Source organism: Enterobacter cloacae complex sp. ECNIH7 (assembly GCF_002208095.1).
Classification (GTDB): domain Bacteria; phylum Pseudomonadota; class Gammaproteobacteria; order Enterobacterales; family Enterobacteriaceae; genus Enterobacter; species Enterobacter cloacae_M.
Genome location: NZ_CP017990.1, coordinates 2,439,084 through 2,457,620 on the forward strand (window position 1 = coordinate 2,439,084; position 18,537 = coordinate 2,457,620).

General features: G+C 57.1%; 19 protein-coding genes. 6 read left to right on the forward strand and 13 right to left on the reverse strand.

All coding sequences use genetic code 11. The features are described from left to right. Positions 1–2: 2 nt before the first annotated feature. The 4 genes from WM95_RS12065 to WM95_RS12080 all read right to left on the reverse strand — a co-directional run bounded on the left by WM95_RS12065 (position 3) and on the right by WM95_RS12080 (position 5,085). Positions 3–2,384 (reverse strand): glucose/quinate/shikimate family membrane-bound PQQ-dependent dehydrogenase, encoded by a 2,382-nt coding sequence (locus WM95_RS12065; protein ID WP_063408406.1) that lies wholly within the window; start codon positions 2,382–2,384, stop codon positions 3–5. 256 nt (positions 2,385–2,640) lie between these two features. Then, a complete protein-coding gene (locus tag WM95_RS12070) occupies positions 2,641–3,564 on the reverse strand; it encodes a LysR substrate-binding domain-containing protein (RefSeq protein WP_023311667.1) in 924 nt (307 codons plus the stop codon). Positions 3,565–3,746: 182 nt separating this feature from the next. Further along, entirely contained in the window at positions 3,747–4,631 is an 885-nt protein-coding gene (locus WM95_RS12075; protein ID WP_063408407.1) for an SDR family oxidoreductase, read from the reverse strand. A 64-nt stretch (positions 4,632–4,695) separates the two neighbouring features. Then, positions 4,696–5,085: a YdeI family stress tolerance OB fold protein gene (locus WM95_RS12080; RefSeq protein WP_039262530.1), complete on the reverse strand. Its 390-nt coding sequence runs from the start codon at positions 5,083–5,085 to the stop codon at positions 4,696–4,698. Positions 5,086–5,223: 138 nt separating this feature from the next. Here WM95_RS12080 and WM95_RS12085 point away from each other — a divergent pair, with 138 nt between their 5' ends. The 4 genes from WM95_RS12085 to WM95_RS12100 are packed head-to-tail and all read left to right on the forward strand — an operon-like array spanning position 5,224 to position 7,717. Further along, positions 5,224–5,727 carry a hypothetical protein gene (locus WM95_RS12085; RefSeq protein ID WP_045355011.1) on the forward strand — a complete coding sequence of 168 codons (504 nt, stop codon included), beginning with the start codon at positions 5,224–5,226 and terminating at the stop codon, positions 5,725–5,727. A 9-nt stretch (positions 5,728–5,736) separates the two neighbouring features. Next, entirely contained in the window at positions 5,737–6,183 is a 447-nt protein-coding gene (locus WM95_RS12090) for a DUF421 domain-containing protein (protein ID WP_045354912.1), read from the forward strand. Between the two features lie 11 nt (positions 6,184–6,194). Next, positions 6,195–6,713, forward strand: coding sequence for a 2-oxo-tetronate isomerase (locus tag WM95_RS12095; RefSeq protein ID WP_059445521.1), 519 nt, complete (start codon positions 6,195–6,197; stop codon positions 6,711–6,713). 17 nt (positions 6,714–6,730) lie between these two features. Then, the gene (locus tag WM95_RS12100) at positions 6,731–7,717 is read left to right on the forward strand and encodes an SDR family oxidoreductase (RefSeq protein WP_059445520.1); all 987 of its coding nucleotides are present in this window, start codon (positions 6,731–6,733) and stop codon (positions 7,715–7,717) included. Here WM95_RS12100 and WM95_RS12105 read toward each other — a convergent pair whose 3' ends face one another. The 8 genes from WM95_RS12105 to WM95_RS12140 form a co-directional block, all read right to left on the reverse strand. Further along, positions 7,718–9,343 carry an alpha-amylase family protein gene (locus WM95_RS12105; protein ID WP_088544785.1) on the reverse strand — a complete coding sequence of 542 codons (1,626 nt, stop codon included), beginning with the start codon at positions 9,341–9,343 and terminating at the stop codon, positions 7,718–7,720. 8 nt (positions 9,344–9,351) lie between these two features. Then, a complete protein-coding gene (cydB, locus tag WM95_RS12110) occupies positions 9,352–10,362 on the reverse strand; it encodes a cytochrome d ubiquinol oxidase subunit II (protein WP_063408409.1) in 1,011 nt (336 codons plus the stop codon). Next, positions 10,362–11,765 carry a cytochrome ubiquinol oxidase subunit I gene (locus WM95_RS12115; protein ID WP_023311676.1) on the reverse strand — a complete coding sequence of 468 codons (1,404 nt, stop codon included), beginning with the start codon at positions 11,763–11,765 and terminating at the stop codon, positions 10,362–10,364. Before WM95_RS12115 ends, cydB begins: the two co-directional genes overlap by 1 nt. Positions 11,766–11,833: 68 nt before the next feature. After that, positions 11,834–12,706: a manganese catalase family protein gene (locus WM95_RS12120; RefSeq protein WP_008502274.1), complete on the reverse strand. Its 873-nt coding sequence runs from the start codon at positions 12,704–12,706 to the stop codon at positions 11,834–11,836. Between the two features lie 15 nt (positions 12,707–12,721). After that, positions 12,722–13,228, reverse strand: a complete 507-nt coding sequence (locus tag WM95_RS12125) for a ferritin-like domain-containing protein (RefSeq protein ID WP_024908416.1) — start codon at positions 13,226–13,228, stop codon at positions 12,722–12,724. A gap of 25 nt (positions 13,229–13,253) precedes the next feature. Then, positions 13,254–13,457 carry a hypothetical protein gene (locus tag WM95_RS12130; protein ID WP_063408411.1) on the reverse strand — a complete coding sequence of 68 codons (204 nt, stop codon included), beginning with the start codon at positions 13,455–13,457 and terminating at the stop codon, positions 13,254–13,256. A 23-nt stretch (positions 13,458–13,480) separates the two neighbouring features. Further along, positions 13,481–13,975: a YciE/YciF ferroxidase family protein gene (locus WM95_RS12135; RefSeq protein WP_023311678.1), complete on the reverse strand. Its 495-nt coding sequence runs from the start codon at positions 13,973–13,975 to the stop codon at positions 13,481–13,483. 94 nt (positions 13,976–14,069) lie between these two features. Then, the gene (locus WM95_RS12140) at positions 14,070–14,255 is read right to left on the reverse strand and encodes a general stress protein (RefSeq protein ID WP_004150795.1); all 186 of its coding nucleotides are present in this window, start codon (positions 14,253–14,255) and stop codon (positions 14,070–14,072) included. Between the two features lie 528 nt (positions 14,256–14,783). On the opposite strand from WM95_RS12140, the gene hglS reads away from it, so the two are divergent. Continuing rightward, complete coding sequence (gene hglS / locus WM95_RS12145; protein WP_063408412.1) at positions 14,784–16,127, forward strand: 2-oxoadipate dioxygenase/decarboxylase HglS; 1,344 nt, start codon at positions 14,784–14,786, stop codon at positions 16,125–16,127. Positions 16,128–16,170: 43 nt separating this feature from the next. Continuing rightward, positions 16,171–17,676, forward strand: coding sequence for a carboxylesterase/lipase family protein (locus WM95_RS12150; RefSeq protein ID WP_059445514.1), 1,506 nt, complete (start codon positions 16,171–16,173; stop codon positions 17,674–17,676). Here WM95_RS12150 and WM95_RS12155 read toward each other — a convergent pair. Continuing rightward, positions 17,663–18,505, reverse strand: a complete 843-nt coding sequence (locus WM95_RS12155; protein WP_059445513.1) for a LysR family transcriptional regulator — start codon at positions 18,503–18,505, stop codon at positions 17,663–17,665. The two genes, WM95_RS12150 and WM95_RS12155, sit on opposite strands and share 14 nt — an antisense overlap. Positions 18,506–18,537 lie beyond the last annotated feature (32 nt).

Sequence of the window (18,537 nt, forward strand, 5' to 3'; positions counted from 1 at the left end):
TCTTATTGCTTATCGGGTAACGCGTACGCGATAACGTAATCCCCGCGATCCGGAGACTGGCGGGCGCCCCCGGCGTTAATGATGATGTACTGCTTACCGGTTTTCGGCGACACGTAGGTCATCGGGCCGGACTGGCTGCCGACCGGCAGGCGGTCTTTCCAGATCTCTTTCCCGGTGGCGGTATCAAACGCGCGCAGGTAGAAATCCTGCGTGCCGGCGAAGAACAGAAGGCCGGACTGGGTAGAGAGCGAAGCGCCCAGCGTCGGCATGCCGATTGGGATTGGCATGTGCATGCGAATGCCCAGCGGGCCGGTATCTTCCACCGTGCCGACAGGCACCTGCCACACCAGCTTGCCGGTTTTCAGGTCAACGGCCGACATGGTACCAAACGGCGGCTTCTGGCACGGAATGCCCAGCGGCGACAGGAAGCGTTCGCGCATTGCGCCGAACGGGGTGCCGTCCATTGGTACGATGCCCATCTCGATGCCGCTGGCGTTTTTCGCCACGTTAGCGCGCGGCACCATGTAGTTTGCCAGGCCCAGGCGCATATCGTTGACGAACATCAGGCTGTTGTTCGGGTCAACGGAGACGCTGCCCCAGTTCATCCCGCCGAGAGAGCCGGGGAACTGCAGGGAACGGTCGAGACCCGGCGGGGTGAAGATGCCTTGATGGCGCATCTCTTTAAACTGAATGCGGCACAGCAGCAGGTCGACAGGCGTCGCCCCCCACATGTCGGATTCGGTCAGCGTCTGGTTGCCAATCATCGGCATGCCAACGGAATACGGCTGGGTCGGAGAGTAGCGTTCACCCTCAACGTTACCTGCCGGAACGGGACGTTCTTCTACCTTCGCCACCGGCTTGCCGGTTTCGCGGTTAAGCATGAAGATCATGCCCTGCTTGCTGGTCTGCACCAGCACAGGCGTGGTGCCGCCTTTACCGTCAGGCAGATCGTACAGCAGCGGCTGGGAAGGCAGGTCAAAGTCCCACAGGTCGTGATGGGTCGTCTGGAAATGCCAGCGCACCTGACCGGTGGTCGCGTCGACGGCGACGATGGAGGAACTGTACTTATCATCCAGCGCGGTACGTTCGCCCGCCCAGAAATCCGGGGTGGCGTTGCCGGTTGGCAGGTAGATCAGGTTCAGCTTAGCGTCGTAGGACATCGCTGACCAGACGTTCGGCGTGCCGCGGGTGTAGGTCTGGCCTTCCGGCGGCAGGCCGGTCAGGTTCGGATTACCCGGGTCCCACGCCCACGCCAGCTTACCGGTGTGCACGTCGTAGGCGCGCACCACGCCCGGCGGTTCGCCGGTTGAGTAGTTATCCGCGACGCGACCACCGACGACGACAACATTGCCTGCGACCAGCGGCGTAGAGGTCTGCTGATAATATCCGGGCTTGATCTCGCCCATGCCGACGCTCAGATCCACGGTACCATGGTCGCCGAAATCTTCGCAGACCTTGCCGGTATCCGCGTTGATGGCAATCAGGCGGGCGTCGGTGGTCGGCAGGAACAGGCGGCGAGGGCATGCCGCAGGCTGTGTTTCTGCCTGTGACGTTGTCACGCTGGAATGGTCTTCAAAATAGCCCAGACCGCGGCAGCGCTGCCAGTTAGGCGCCGTGGCTTTGGAATCGTAGCGCCATTTTTCTTTGCCGGAATCCACGTCCAGCGCCAGCACTTTACTGTATGGAGTACAGACGTACAGCGTGTCGCCAATCTGCAATGGCGTGTTCTGATCTTCCGCGCCGGAGCCGTTGCTCTGCGGAATATCGCCGGTGTGCGCAACCCAGGCGACCTTCAGGTCGCTGACGTTGTGCTTGTTAATCTGGTCCAGCGCGGCGAAACGGTCGCCGTGGGTGGTATTGCCCCAGTGCTCCCAGTTTTTTTGCTGCTCGCCGGGGGCGACGGGTTTCACCGGAACGGGCTCGTTCGCTGCCACGAGGGTCTGCGGCTTAAACATCCAGCCCAGGCTGACCAACATCGCCACCGCGAGCACGGCCGCGACGCCAAAAGCGGGAGCCTTGTTCGCGGCGCTGTGGTTTGCCGCGCGCAGGAAAGGCCAGACGATGGCGCAGAGGAAGGCCAGTACGGCAAAGGTAAACAGGCGAGAGAAGAGCGGCCAGAAATCCCAGCCCGCATCGCTTACCGCCCAGAACAGCGAGGCAATAAAGGCGATGCCGTAAAGCACGATCCCGCTGCTGCGGTTAAGGAAAATCAGGATCGCGGCAATCACCATCACCACGCCCATTATCAGGAAGTATCCACTTCCGCCTACGGTGACGAGCTTAAAGCCCAGCCCGCCGACCGCCAGACCGATGAGCAACATCAGTCCGGCAAGAAGCCACTGCAGGATACGCGGTATCCCACGTGGCGCGCTGCCAAATGCCATTTCTGTCTCCTTAAGATCCCCCCGTCGTGCTGGGCATGTACCAGTTGGGTAATAAATACGGAGGGAAGAATGATTAATACGGGTGAATTCGGAGTTACAAAATGCTTTGCGAACCATTTGGTGAATTCGCCGCTATGATAAAACTGTTAAATTGTTTTACGCAATTGTTAATGAATGATTTCGCATTAATTGATTAGGGCGCAGGACAATGCCCTCGCCCCGCTGGGGAGAGGGTTAGGATGAGAAGAGAAAGATGTCAGACCGGCATTGATTTACGGATAGCGCTCAGCAGCGTCTGCGCACCCGTTGAAAGCGGCGTGTCTACGCGGGTCAAAATGCCGATAGGTTCACCGGGGCCGGGGGAGGTAATCGGCAGGGCGATCAGCGTTCCCTGACGTAAATCATCTTTCACCGCGCCGGATGGGACGAACCAGACGTAGTCATAATCCAGCGTAAGCTGGCGCGAAAGCGAGGCCGACAGCGTTTCGATACATCCTGAGGGCAGCGTACACCCCTGCATTTGCAGCAAGGTTTCTGCGGTCTGGCGGGGAACTGTCCCTTTTGGGCAAACCACTACCGGCCACTCCATAACGCGGCTTAATGTGACTGTGTCCTGCAGCAGGGGGTGATCGGGACGAACCACCAGCTTCAGGGACTCCAGGAACAGCAGTTCATAGTTGAGGCCGCCCATCAGCTCAGGGTCGGACATGCGACCGATTCCGAGATCCAGTTCGCCCGATTTCAGCCCCGCGAGCAGCATGGTGTTATTCATGGTAGCGACCTGAATCGTGGTATGCCGCTGCTGCTTGTGGAACTGGCCGATAACGGGTGGAAGGATGCCCAGCGCCGCGGTAGGCAAAGCACCCACCCGCACCACCTCACTGGTTTGCTCTTCTTTTCGGTGCAGGGACTGGCCTGCGGTATTGAGCGCATCCAGCACTTTCACGGCGTGCGTGAGGAACTGTTCGCCCACGATGGTAAGCTGCGCCCCCAGCCGGCCGCGGTCAAAAAGACGGGCACCGGTCAGCTGTTCCAGCTCGTTGAGGGTTTTTGAGAGCGCAGGCTGGCTCAGGTTGAGAGTTTCAGCCGCACGCCCCAGAGTTCCCTGTTGAGCGACGGCCACAAATGTATGCAAATGGCGCAAGCGTATGCGCTGACTGAACAGACCATTTTTTTCCATAGGCGATGTTAAAAACAGAGCGATGCGGGTGACAAGTTAAGTTGTTTAATTTTGATAACCTGATAGCAAAATATTTTTAACATTTGATCTGTTTGAGTTACAACATGTTTTTTGGCGGGGGAATAAAAGCGAACATCCTTGTTCATTTATTGCTCATTGCGGAGGGGGGGGCGTTTACAGGTTTAGATCACGCCGTCACCGCCATCGGAACACCACACCTGGCCGGACGTGAATGAACATTCATCCGAGGCCAGCGTGACGTACAGCGGGGCAATCTCGACGGGCTGGCCCGGACGTCCCAGCGGGGTGTCGCCGCCGAACTCCTTCACTTTTTCCATCGGCTGCCCGCCGCTGGACTGCAGTACCGTCCAGTAAGGGCCAGGGGCAACCGCGTTGACGCGAATACCTTTCGGACCCAGCTGTTTGGCTAAGGATTTGGTAAACACCGCCAGACAGGCTTTCGTCTGGGCGTAGTCCAGCAGCACGGGGCTAGGCTTCACCGCCTGAACGGAGGAGGTATTAATGATCACGGACGACGCTTTCAGGTGGCGCAGCGCCGCCTTGGTGATCCAGAAAGGGGCGTAAACGTTGGTTTTAAACGTTGCGTCAAAATCTTCCGTGGTCAGTTCCTCAAGCGATTCACGGAACTGCTGACGACCGGCGTTGTTGACCAGAATGTCCAGCCCGCCCAGTTTCGACACGGCTTCTTCGACCAGATTCTGACAGAAGGTTTCGTCCCGGACGTCTCCCGGCAGCGCGATAGCATTGCGACCTTCGGCTTCAATCAGGTCGATGACCTCAGCGGCGTCTTTTTCCTCTTCGGGCAGGTAGTTAATGGCAACGTCAGCGCCTTCACGAGCATAGGCGATAGCGACCGCGCGACCAATACCGGAGTCACCGCCGGTAATCAGCGCTTTTTTGCCGGCCAGGCGGCCATGTCCTTTGTAGCTTGTTTCCCCGTGGTCGGGTACAGGCTGCATTTCGGATGCCAGTCCCGGGGGCGTTTGCGGCTGTTCCGGGAACGGGGGCTGCGGGTAAGCGTTCGTACGTTGTTTAGTATCACTCATAGCTGACTCCTTAAGCCAAGGGGTGAGATTTGATGGATAACTGCAGCGTTAACGCTTCGCTGAATTATTTCTGCAAACGATCGACACGGACGACGGCAGGAGATGATTTTTTATCAAGCGAACCGTTGATACTGATCATCTGGTCGGGTTTTACCGTTCTGCCGTCGAAGACTGCCTGGGGAATAATAACGTCGATTTTTCCGGTTTTATCCTGAAATACAAACTTATCGCCGCTACCGTCAATAAGATTACCGCGTAATGAAATTGTCGCCCCATCATGCAATTCTTTTGCCTGCCTGATGGTCATAATACGCGCGTCGTCGGTTCCGCGATATCCGCTATCAAGCGCGTGGGGAGGCGGTGGTGCTTCGCCTTTTTGTAAACCCCCGTTATTATCTGCCCATGCGGCCGGAACCAGAAATATCAATAAAGCGGAAATAAGTGATAATTTCATCCGATATCCTTCATTTTGCGTGTCTTGACTTATTAAGTATTGTTGCTATTCCTTTATGTGGCAAATGTGATAAGTCCTAAAAACATTCGCGTTAGAAATCAAAATTATCGGATAATAAGCGAAACGGTGACGATGGCCATGAAGCGTGAAAATGAAAAGTTACCCGGGATAGATGAGAGTTACCGTTTGCTGACGTTTGAATACGCGTTTCGTCAGGTGGGTTTTATTGTTCTGCTGGGTATTATCGTCGCGGCGATTGCCGGTTTTTTTTCCAGCGGAATGGTCAGTGATACTGTCAAAACGAATTCTGCTAAATCATTGACTATAAACTATGAACGCTTTGGGCGACGGGAGACAGAGACGCGGATGGCGCTCGCGTTTCCGGTGCAAACGGAGGGGAAGTATGTCCTCAGCATGGCCAGCGAGAGCAGCGATGCGTATGAGCCCGGCAGCGTCTGGCCGCAGCCGGACGCTATGTTCAGCCGCGGAAAGACCCTCTTTTTTGTCTATAACAACCTGAAAAAAACCGACCGCTTCTCCGTGTTACTCTTCACGACACCTTCCAGAGCCGGTAAATGGAACACCGTCTTCCGCGTCAACAGCGAGCCGGAAATTAACATCTGGCAATTTATTTACCCCTAGGAGGCTGATATGGATATGGTCTTTCGCGCGCTGGCTATTTATCTGTTTCTCGTGGTGGTATTTAAAGTGGCAGGGCGGCGCGCGCTGCTGCAGATGACCAGCTTCGATCTCATTCTGCTCCTTATAATTAGTGAAGCCACGCAGCAGGCGCTTCTCGGACAGGATTTTTCCGTCACCGGTGCGATGATTACCATTACCACGCTGGTGGTAGTGGATATTATTTTCGGGCTGATGAAGAAATATTTCTCGCCGGTTGAGAATATTCTGGATGGCACTCCTGTTATTCTGGTTGAGAACGGCGTGCCGTTAGCCGATAAACTGAAAAAAGTTGACGTGTCCTGTGATGATATTCTGGTGTCAGCGCGTCAAAATAATGGCATTACGGAAGTAAGCGACATTAAATATGCCATACTTGAGCGCAATGGCCATATTTCAATCATTCCTTTCGAGAAATAAGAGGCGGCAAGATGAGCAATCTTTTTCACGACAGCAATAATACCGTAGGTGAACTGACGAAAAAGCTGGCGAGCAAATTAACCGATCTCGGGCTTCGCTTAACCACCGCGGAATCCTGCACGGGCGGAAAGCTCTCGGTGGCGCTTTGCGCAGAGGAAAACACCGCCGAATTTTATGATGTCGGCCTGGTCGTGTTCAGCGATGAAGCCAAAGCGCGGATCCTCGGCGTGCGCCCTGAGACGCTGGCGCGGTTTACTGCCGTGAGCGAGCAGACGGTAACCGAAATGGCCGCCAGTATCCGCGACATCGCCCAGGCGGATATCAGCATCGCCATCAGCGGCTACGCGGGCCCGGAAGGGGGCGACGACGGCACGGCGGCGGGGACGGTCTGCTTTGCGTGGAACATACGCGGCGAGACGAAGACCCGCACCGTGCTTTTCTCCGGTGACTGTCAGGACGTGGTCGAAAAAGCGGTGCATTACTCGCTGGCTGAACTGGTGACAACGTTGTCGGACGGGAATAACGAATAAACTCACGTGGAGGTTCTATGGCTGTCATAGTGATTACCGGCGGGACAGCGGGCGTGGGAAAAGCCACGGCGCTGCACTTTGCAAAGGCGGGTTACGACGTGGGGCTCATCGCCCGCGATGAAGCCAGCCTGCACTCTACCCAAGAGGAGCTACGGCGCTTTGGCGTTAATGCCCACGCCGTGCAGGCGGACGTCGCCGACAGCCAGGCGGTGGTGGATGCCGCTAACGAAATTGAGTATCGCCTCGGCGCGATTGATGTCTGGGTGAACAACGCCATGGGGGCCGTTCTGGCACCGTTTCGAACCCTCACGCCGGACGAATTTCGGCGCGTGACTGAGGTGACGTACCTCGGCTACGTGAACGGCACTCGCGCCGCGCTCGAACTTATGGTTCCGCGCGACAGGGGCGTAATAATCCAGGTGGGGTCCGCGCTGGCCTACCGTTCCATTCCGCTGCAGTCAGCCTACTGCGGGGCAAAAGCGGCGATCCGCGGGTTCACCGACGCGGTGCGTACCGAGCTGATGCATGAGAACAGCCGGGTTCAGCTTTCGATGGTGCAGATGCCCGGGCTCAATACCCCGCAGTTCGAATGGGCGAGGAATAAGTTTGCCTGGGCGATGCGCCCGGTGCCGCCTGTCTTTGAGCCTGAGGTGGCCGCCAGCGCCATCTTCAGGGTGGCGCAAAAACCGGTTCGCGAGCTGTGGGTCGGCAGCAGCACCATCCAGTCAATTGTCGGGCAATTTTTCTTCCCCGGTTTTCTCGACCGGCTGATGGTGAAAAAGGCGTGGGAAGGCCAGATGACCGACGATCTCAACGCGCCGGATCGTCGGGACTATCTCGACCAGCCGGTTAACGATCTGCATAAAATCCATGGCCGCTTTACTAACGAGGCGAAAACCCGCGCACCGTCCGTCACCTCCGGCATGCCGGGTAAGGTGGCGCTGGGCGCCCTCGCGGTGGCGGGAATAGTGCTGACGCGTCTGATAACCCGCCGGAAACCGTAATCAGCGCAGCGCGCTACGGTGCGTCCAGAACCAGCGATAGCCGTAGCCGCCAAGACTGAGCTTTACGGTTTTACCGCAAATCAGCGCGTCATCGTAGCGCTTGTCCTCGAGACAGGCGGTCCAGGTGGCGTTGCGGATCCCTTTGGCGGTGAACTGCACCGGCTGGTTGCTGAAGTTGACGAAGGTCAGGATGCTGCGCTCGTCGGTCTCGTAATAGAGCCCTAGCACCGCGTCATCATCTATTGTGATAAGGCGAAAGGGCGCAACGGCAATTTCGGGGAACTCCGAGCGGGTATTGGCAATATCGATGATCCGGTGCAGAAGCGAGTTGTGGTGAAGCAGCGAATCGGCGACGTTGACTTTCTGATAGCGGTAAGGGCCGTGGTCGATAATCGGCGCGATAAATTTTTCAGGGTCGGCTGCAGAGAAACCGCCTCCCTGTGACCCCGCCCACTGCATCGGGGTGCGGACGGCGTAGCGCTCCTCCAGATCCAGGTCGTCACCCATGCCGATCTCGTCGCCGTAGCGCATCACCGGGACACCCGGCAGGGAAAACAGCACCGCGTGGCAGAACGCCAGCCGCTTCCGATCGCCGTTGAGCATCGGGGCCAGGCGACGGCGGATCCCGCGCTGATAGACGTTCATCTCCTCATCAGGGGCGAACCCGTCGAGGACAAACTGTTTGTCTTTCTGACTAATGCCTTCGAGATCCAGCTCGTCGTGGTTGCGCAGCCAGTTGGCAAAACAGCAGGAGTCAGGCGGGACGATCATCCTCTTCACCGCATTGCGCAGCGGACGGGCGCTTTTGCGGGCCAGGCTGACGTAGAAATACTTGTTGAGCCAGAAGTTGAGCACCAGATTCAGGCGGTCGTTATTGCCGAAGTAGTCTTTATAGGCCTCAACGTCTACGTCAACTTCGCCAAGCAGGATCGCGTCCGGATTGCGCTCTTCGATAAGACGCCGCATATGCTCGAGGATCCACAGACCCTTTTTTTCATCACCGTTCCCTGCCTGGGTGGTGAGGTGGGATGCGGCATCGAGGCGAAATCCCGACACGCCAAGCTTGAGCCAGAAGAGGATGATGTTTTCAATCTCTTTAAGCACTGCGGGCGAGGTGAGGTTCAGATCCGGCTCGTGGCGATAAAACATGTGCCGGTAGTATTGTCCTGCCTCGTCGTCCCAGGTCCAGATGCTCTTTTCCACGCCGGGAAACATGGGGGGCGTATCGTCCTCGTCGTTATCCGACCAGAGGTAGTAATCACGATAGGGTGACGCCGGGTTACGGCGGGCCTGCTGGAACCAGGGATGCGCGTCCGACGTGTGCTGGATCAGCAGCTCGATAATGACCTGCATGCCCAGCTCGCGGGCCTGCTCGATAAAGGCGATGATATCGTCCAGCTTTCCGAAGCGGGGATCCACCTGGAGGTGGTCGCTGACGTCGTAGCCTTCATCGAGAAAGGGCGTGAGGTAAAACGGGGTGATCCAGATGACCGTCGCCCCCATGCGGCGAATATAGCGCAGCTTGGCCGCGATCCCGGCGATGTCCCCGCAGCCATCGCCGTTCAAATCATAAAATAGCGCGGTATCAATCTGATAAATAATGGCTCGTGTATGCCAGTCGGTCATAGCGTTCCTCAGTGATAGCCTTCAGTATCCGACACTTTGCCCCGGAAGACGTAGTAGCTCCAGGCGGTGTACACCAGGATCACCGGAATAATCAGCAACGTGCCTACCAGCATAAACAGCTGGCTGGCAGGCGGGGCCGCGGCTTCCCACAGGGTGATGCGCGGCGGAATAATGTTCGGCCAGAGGCTGATGCCGAGCCCGCTAAACCCGAGGAAAATAAGCCCCAGCGTCAGCAGGAAGGGGCGGGAGTGGCTGGCCGGGTTGCGGGTCAGGCGCCAGATCAGCACGCTGAAAAGCGCAACCAGCAGAGGCACCGGCAGGAACCAGAAGAAGTTGGGCAGGGTAAACCAGCGCTCGGCCACGTATTGCCAGCCGAGCGGCGTCCAGATGCTCACCACGGCGATGACGACCACCAGCGCCAGCAGCACGTGGCGGGTCAGCTCGCGCATGCGGGCCTGCAGCGCGCCTTCACTTTTCATAATGAGCCAGGTGGTGCCCAGCAGCGTGTAGGCGACGACCAGACCGATACCGCAGAAGAGATTGAAGGGGGTGAGCCAGTCTAGCGCAGAGCCGACAAAACGTCGGCCTTCGACGTCAAAGCCGTTGATCACGGCCCCTACCACCACGCCCTGGCTGAAGGTCGCGAGCAGGGAGCCGCCGGCAAAGGAGTAATCCCAAAATTTGCGGTGCGACGGCGTGGCTTTGAAGCGGAACTCAAAGGCGACGCCGCGAAAGATGAGGCCGATCAGCATCGCGGTGAGGGGGATCGTCAGCGCATCAATGATCACCGCATAGGCCAGCGGAAACGCGCCGAAAAGACCCGCGCCGCCGAGCACCAGCCAGGTCTCGTTGCCGTCCCAGACCGGCGCCACGCTGTTGACCATCACATCGCGCTCCTTCGCATCGCCCACGAAGTTAAACAGCAGGCCGATGCCCAGATCAAAGCCATCCATGATGATGTACATCAGCGTGGCAAAGACGATGATGGCAAACCAGATAACTGAGATATCGACGCCCATCAGGTTCTCTCCTCTTCAGGAACAGACTCAGCGGCAGACAGCGGACGGGCGGGCGTGCCCGAGGTGTTTGACGTCAGCGTATCGACAGGCTGCGGTCCTTTCTTAATCAGCCGGATGAGGTAAACATAGCCCACCCCAAACACCGACGAGTAAACGACGAAGAACGCCAGCAGGCTGATGCTCATCTGCAGGGTGCTGTGCAGCGATACCGCGTCGATGGTGCGCAGATAGCCGTAGACCACCCACGGCTGGCGGCCCACCTCGGTGGTGACCCAGCCGGCGAGCAGCGCCAGCAGCCCGGCAGGCCCCATACAGAGGGCAAACCAGTGGAACGGGCGAGAGTGGTATAGCCGATGGCGATAGCGCAACCAGACGCTAATCAGCCCGAGGGTAATCATCAGCAGCCCCATCCCGACCATGACGCGGAACGACCAGAAAACGATGGTCGAGTTTGGCCGATCTTCTTTCGGAAAATCCTTCAGCGCCGGGACCTGCTTGTCCAGGCTGTGCGTCAGAATAAGGCTGCCGAGCGCGGGGATCTCCAGGCCGTATTTGGTGCGCTCCTCGTCCATATCCGGCAGGCCAAACAGCAGCAGCGGAGTGGCCTCGCCCGGCGGATTTTCCCAGTGCCCCTCAATGGCGGCAATTTTAGCTGGCTGATGCTCAAGCGTGTTCAGACCGTGCATATCGCCCACGACCGCCTGGATAGGGGCGACCAGCAGCGCCATCCACATCGCCATGGAAAACATGGTGCGGACGGCGGGGGTATCGTTACCGCGCAGCAGGTGCCATGCGCCCGACGCGCCGACAAACAGCGCGCTGCTCAGAAACGCGGCGATAGCCATATGAATCAGGCGGTAAGGGAAGGAGGGATTAAATACGATCGCCAGCCAGTCCTGCGGAATAACCTGTCCGTTTTCGATAGTGAAGCCCTGCGGCGTATGCATCCAGCTGTTGGACGCGAGGATCCAGAAGGTCGACATCAGCGTGCCGAGCGCCACCATGCAGGTTGAAAAGAAGTGCAGGCCCGGACCGACTTTATTCCAGCCGAACATCATGACGCCAAGGAAACCGGCCTCGAGGAAGAAGGCGGTTAACACCTCATAGGTCAGAAGGGGGCCGGTAATACTGCCCGCGAACTGTGAGAACCCGCTCCAGTTGGTGCCAAACTGGTACGCCATGACCAGCCCGGAAACGACACCCATCCCGAAGTTAACGGCAAATATCTTGAGCCAGAAATGGTACAACGATCGCCAGACGTCGTTTTTGGTGCGCAGCCACATGCCCTCCAGCACCACCAGATAGCTGGCGAGGCCGATGGTGATAGCAGGAAAAAGGATATGAAACGAGACGGTAAAAGCGAACTGAATTCTGGCCAGATGGAACGCGTCGAGTTCGAACATGGTCCGTACCTCTGAAACGATGGGGCACGAGAATTGCCGGGCAGTTTATGGCTGCCCGGCAAAACCGATTACGGTTTAGTCTTACCGGCACCCAGCTCGGCACCGGTCAGCGGGTCAGAATGTGGATCGGACTTCGTGCGGGCAGACATCGCCTTGACCAGGGTTGCCTGTTCGGTCGTGAGCGTGACGCTTGCGCTGCCATCGCCGCCGTCAACCGCAGGCTGGGGGGACTCAACGTAATCGAAATGTTTATCGCTGTTCCAGCTTCCGCGAACCTCTCCACCTTCAGACATATTGTAGTACTTGTTGGTGAATTCCTCGATTGGCGGCAATTTTCCCGGGGGGAAATTATTACGGATGGACTGCAGCGCCTTCTCAAAGGAGAGCTGATGCGCCGCCTCGCGCGTCATCAGAAACGCCAGGGCATCCTTTACGCCGGGATCGTCGGTCACGTTGATCAGCCGTTCATAGATGATTTTCGCTCTGGCCTCTGCTGCCACGTTTGAGCGCAGGTCCGCCGTTGGCTCGCCGATGGTATCGACGTAGGCCGCCGTCCAGGGCACGCCCGCCGAGTTAGTGAGCGGGGTGCCGCCACCGTACAGCAGGGAGGTGATATGGCTGTCATTGCCGTTTTCGGTCATGGAGCGATACAGCTCGGCCTCGTTTTCCACCCCTTCCGCCAGCGCGCCTTTGGCACCTTTATTAAGCATGCCGACCAGAGTACCGATGATTTCGAGGTGGCTTAGCTCCTCGGTCGCGATATCCATCAGCATATCTTTACGGCCCGGATCGTCATCGCTCAATCCTTGCGTAAAGTACCGGCAGGCGGCAGCCAGTTCGCCCTGAGGCCCACCGAACTGTTCCAGTAAAAGGTTGGCGAGGCCAGGGTTCGGTTCGGCAACGCGAACCGTGTATTGCAGCTGTTTGACGTGTCGGAACATGGCGATTCTCCCGGATTATTTTTTCGCTTCGACGCCCGATGCATCTGAACGCAACAGGAACTGTTCCGTGGTCTGCGGAATATGGCGGATCAGCCAGTCGGCCATTTCGCGTTCTTCCGCCAGAATCGTCTCGATGGCCGGCACCGAGGCGACGTCGCCTGCTTTCTTAGCCGCCGCGAGCAGGGAGGTATAACAGGCTATTTCAAACTGTTCGAAAACATAGCCGCTGATCGAGCCCTTTACGATCTCATCCGACGGGAACATGCCGCCAATGGACTGCCCGAGCGCCGCCATTTTGCTCATCGAATCTTTTAAAACCGAACGAGAAATATCATTACGGTCGAGGATTTCTTCCAGCAATGTAATTTGCCGTTTTGTCTCATTAATATGCTGCTCAATTCTGGCGCGAACATCAGGATAATTATCGATACGGCTGGCCATGGATTCCAGCATAGATTCGGCTTGCTTTTCCATCGCATGGGCATCGCGTAGCCAGTCATGGTAGTGTTCTACGTGATTCATTATTGTATCCTCATTAGGGGTTCGCTTATTTGGTCTCACTTTCAGCAGCCTGATCGGCACGCGCGGCACTGTAGCCAGATAAATGGCCGACAATATTGGCGTAAATACTGATGATAATGACCCATAGCACGCTATTCTTCCACCATATTACGGAGGGGGTGGCGAGAATGAACCATATTATGGCTGCCGCTAAATGGCACCGTTTAATTGTCCTGGGACTGATGCTCATTTTATTTAACCTGTATTATTGCGTCATTTCTGCGCTTTTTGGTTAATATTTCCTACGGCCAGGTCGGTGAGTTTAAGGTCGGTCTCTTTTTCTTCTTCCAGCGTTTCGGCAAGAAGCTTAACGGCTTTTTTATAGCCCAGTTGCTCTGCTAATGTGGCAAGGGTACCGTAGCTGGCAATTTCGTAATGCTCGACTTTTTGCGCGGCGGCAATAAGTGCGGCATCACGTACTTCATTTTTTTCCGTACTTTCGATGACTTCGTTGGCTTCTTCAATTAAGCCTTCCATCGCCACGCACTTCATGCGTTTGATCTTAATACCGTCTTCCTGCTCAACGATTTGGTCGATACGTTCGATCTGACCCTGCGTCTCTTCCAGGTGTGCGGTAAAAGCTGCGCTCAGCTTCTCGCTGGAGGCGGCGCGGGCAAGCTTGCTTAACGCTCGGGTAAGCTGCTTTTCTGCGCTGTAGGTATCCGACAGAAGATGAATAAAGACATCCTCGACGCTTTTCATATTCATAATAATTACGCTCCGGTAAAATAAAGAAAGGGTACTGCGAGCTTTTCAGCCCGCAGCATGCTCTCTGGTTTTATTAAAAGAGTATTAAATAAGATCAGGAGTTATCAGATTTACGGCCTCCGCCGTGACTGTTCTGTCCCCCTTTCTTACCCGCTTCAGAAGCGCGTTGCGGATCGTTTTTAAAGTTCCCACCGCTATGCTGGCCACCTTTACGTCCAGCTTCTGATGCTTTTTCACGGTCTTCAGCGAAATTACCGGAACCACCACGATGCTCTGCCATATTAAACCTCATAGTCATATATTGGTTATGCCAGTACGATACGAAAATATTCCGTATCACTCGTCGTTCGAGTAATAACTCTAGTCGCTGTGCGGCATCCGTCAAATGCGTTTTGCTATTTGCGGTTGCGTTATTTTTAAATATTTGTAAATTTACGCTTCGCTTAAAAGGGAAATATGGATAGACAGGAAGGACTTGTAAACAGCCATTCAGATTAATCCTAACTTCGAGCTAAAAATTTGAAAGGTGAGGATAAAAATAATGGCTTACTCGAATTGGTTAGTTTGCATTCAGGAGAGACCCAAAAAATACTCCTTTATAGCTAGAAAGCGGAACCCTAAATAATTATAAGGAAAATCCTGGATAAAAGCGTTCAGGTTTAAAGGGCAGTTCCGTTCGGCGCTGTTCAGGGACCAGTAGCACACGGTTTGACCACTGTCGTCTTAAGATCACAATTCAGAAATTCTTCCCCCCGGAAGGAACGGGTTTCTCTACACTCCAGGTAATATTCACTGGAGGCATGACATCATGGCGAACACCATCACGGCTGATGACATTCGGGAACACTTTTCGCAGGCTATGTCGGCGATGTACCAGCAGGAAGTTCCGCAGTACGGCACCTTGCTTGAACTGGTTGCGGACGTAAACCTGGCGGTTCTGGAAAATAATCCACTATTACATGAACACCTGGCTAACGCCGATGAGCTTGCGCGCCTGAACGTGGAGCGTCACGGGGCGATCCGCGTCGGCACGGCACAGGAACTTTCAACCCTGCGCCGTATGTTTGCAATTATGGGCATGTACCCGGTCAGCTATTACGATCTCTCTCAGGCGGGGGTGCCCGTCCACTCAACGGCGTTTCGTCCGATAGAGGATGCGGCGCTGTGCCGGAATCCGTTTCGTATTTTTACCTCGCTGCTGCGTCTTGAGCTGATTGAAAACGTCGCGCTGCGCGAGCGTGCCGCGGAGATCCTGTCTCACCGCAACATCTTCACCCCGCGCTGCCTGGAACTGATCGACCTGCACGAGTCGGAAGGGGAGTTTTCTGACGCACAGGCCCATGAGTTTGTGCAGGAAGCGTTAGAAACCTTCCGCTGGCACCGTCACGCGACGGTCGATCGGGAGACCTATCTGGTCCTGAGCAACGAGCATCGCCTGATTGCCGACGTGGTCTGCTTCCCGGGCTGCCACATTAACCATCTCACGCCGCGCACGCTGGACATTGACCGGGTGCAGGAGCTGATGCCGAAGTACGGTATCGAGCCAAAAATTCTGATCGAAGGGCCGCCGCGTCGCGAGGTGCCCGTTTTATTGCGTCAAACCAGCTTCAAGGCGCTGGAAGAGCCGGTGCTGTTTGCCGGTGAACATAAAGGCACCCACACCGCGCGCTTCGGTGAGATTGAACAGCGCGGCGTGGCGCTGACCCCGAAAGGCCGTGAACTGTACGATAGCCTCCTCGCCCAGGCCGGTACCGGTAAAGATAACCTGACCCATCAGCTGCATCTGCGGGAGATTTTTAACGCCTTCCCGGATAGCGAAATGCTCATGCGCCGTCAGGAGCTGGCTTATTTCCGCTACCGCCTGACGCCAGCCGGGGAAGCGCATCGGCATGCGTTTCGTCCCGGAGACGATCCGCAGCCGCTGATCGAGCGCGGATGGGTGGTTGCCCAGCCGATCACCTACGAAGATTTCCTCCCGGTCAGCGCCGCGGGGATTTTCCAGTCCAACCTCGGGAACGAAACCCAGGCCCGCAGCCACGGTAACGCCAGCCGCGATGCGTTTGAAGACGTGCTGGGATGCCCGGTGTATGACGAGTTTACGCTCTACCAGGAGGCTGAAACGCGCAGCAAACAGCGTTGCGGTTTGCTCTGAAATCGTTACTCTGCTGGGGTGTGATGGAAAAATTAAGGTCGTTATGCAAAATCCTTCCGCCCCTGTGGTTGAAACGCGCCAGGGCGCACTGTCTGGTTTAACCGATGAGAATGTCCACGTCTGGTGCGGTATTCCCTATGCCGCGCCGCCCGTGGGGGAGTGGCGCTGGCGCTCGCCCCGGCCGCCTGAACGCTGGGATGGCCTGCGCGAGGCCACGGCCTTCTCGCCCTCAAGCTGGCAAAGCAGCGAGTACTGCCAGGAGCTAGGCGGCGGCGATCCGGGGCAGTTTTCCGAAGATTGCCTCTACCTTAACGTCTGGTCTCCCGCAGAGCGCGCCGAGCCGCTGCCGGTTATGGTCTGGCTGCACGGAGGCGGGTTTACGATTGGTGCCGGTGGTCTGCCGCCTTATAACGGCAAAGCGCTGGCCGCGCGCGGCGTGGTTGTGGTCACGATTAACTACCGTCTCGGCCATCTTGGCTTTTTCGCCCATCCCGCGCTGGAAGGCGAGGAAGGGCGCGTGGTGCATAATTTTGCTCTGCTGGATCAGATCGCCGCGCTCGAATGGGTGCGGGATAACATCGCCGGGTTTGGCGGCGATCCCGCTAATGTGACCCTGTTTGGCGAATCCGCTGGCGCGCGCAGCGTGCTCTCGCTGCTGGCCTCGCCATTGGCAGAAGGGTTGTTCCATAAGACGATTGTACAAAGCGGTTACACCTTACCTGACACGCCGCGCGAGCTGGCACTGCAGAAGGGGGAAGCGCTGGCCGCCCATTTCGGCCTGGAAAATGCGACCGCCGGGCAGCTGCGCGCCATTCCGCCCGAGGCGTTCTGGCCGCTCACCGCGCCGCTGAACGTCGCCCCGGCGCCCATTGCCGGAGACTGTGTTCTGCCGGAAGCCATGCTGGACGTCTTTTTCGCCGCCCGTCAGCATCCGGTGCCGGTAATGATTGGCTCCAACAGCGATGAGGCCAGCGTGATGGCGGTGTTTGGCATCGATCTCGCCGGACAAATTCAGAAGCTTCGGCGCGAACGCCGCTTCGGGCTCGGGCTGATTAAATTGCTCTATCCGGGCGTGAAGGGCGATGAAGAGCTGGGCAGGCAGGTGTGCCGCGACATGGCGTTTACCACCATGGGCTACGTGGTAATGCAGGCCCAGCAGCGTGTCGGCGGATTGTGCTGGCGCTACTGGTTTGACTATGTCGCAGAGGCGGAACATGCCACGTACATCAACGGTGCCTGGCACGGCAACGAAGTTCCCTACGTCTTCGATACGCTCGGTCAGGTGGAGCCTTCGCGTCAGTACGTCAATGAGCGAGATCTGCAGTTTGCTGCCCACGTGGCGGATTACTGGGTGAGCTTTGCGCGTGACGCGGGTCCTCGCGACATCCTGCCCGGGCCGACGCACTGGCCCGCGTGCCGCAAAGGTCGGGACGTTCTGTTACGCATTGGCGTGAATAAACATGCAGCGTTCAGGCTTGAAAACCGCTTTATGCGCGCCCGCATGAGCCTCTTCAAGCGGGTAATGAAGCACCACGTCAGCCTCGATTAAGCAAACAGGCGCGAAACGCCGCGAGACCATTTTCCTCGTCTGGCGTTTCGCGCAGCACCAGCCGGTAGCTTGCGCCAGTTTTTATGCTTGTCTCATAGGGCCGTACCAGCCTTCCAGCGTGAATATCTTCTGCCACCAGCGTTTCGTCGGCGATGGCGACGCCCAGCCCCTGAATAGCGGCCGTAATGGCGAGATCCATCGTGTCGAAGTGTTGATTTTTGTGCATGGCAAAGCCCGGGCCTTCCTGTTTCGTCAGCCACAGCGACCAGTCCGTCTTATCCCTTGTGGGGTGAAGGAACGTTAACGAACCCAGCGTTGCCCCCGCCCGCACCGGGCTTATCACCGGGGTGAGCGCCTCTTCGAACAGCAGATCGCCTGCGCTCATGTGCGTGCCGAACACGATGGCCGCGTCGTAAGATTCGGTTTTGAAATTGACGTTGTGATCGGTGGTGGTGGTCAGCGCGATCTGCAGATCAGGATGCTCGCGCTCCACCTCCAGCAGGCGCGGCACCAGCCAGCGCATGGCGCAGGTGGGGGCCTTCAGCCGGATCACCCTGTGCTGGCTGCGGGCCTGGTCGGCCACGGACAGCAGCTGCTCGAAAGCGGACTGCAGCTCCGGAAGCAGGGCGCTACCCTGCGGTGAGAGGCGCAGCCCGCGCGCGTGGCGCTCAAAAAGCGGAAAGCCAAACCACGCCTCAAGGGAGGCAATCTTGCGGCTCACAGCCCCCTGCGTCAGACACAGTTCGGCGGCGGCATGGGTAAGATTGAGGTGACGCGCGGTGACTAAAAATGCGTCGATGGCATTAAGGGGGAGCGAACGGCGTGACATAAAAATCACCTCAGCTATGCATTTTTCTCATG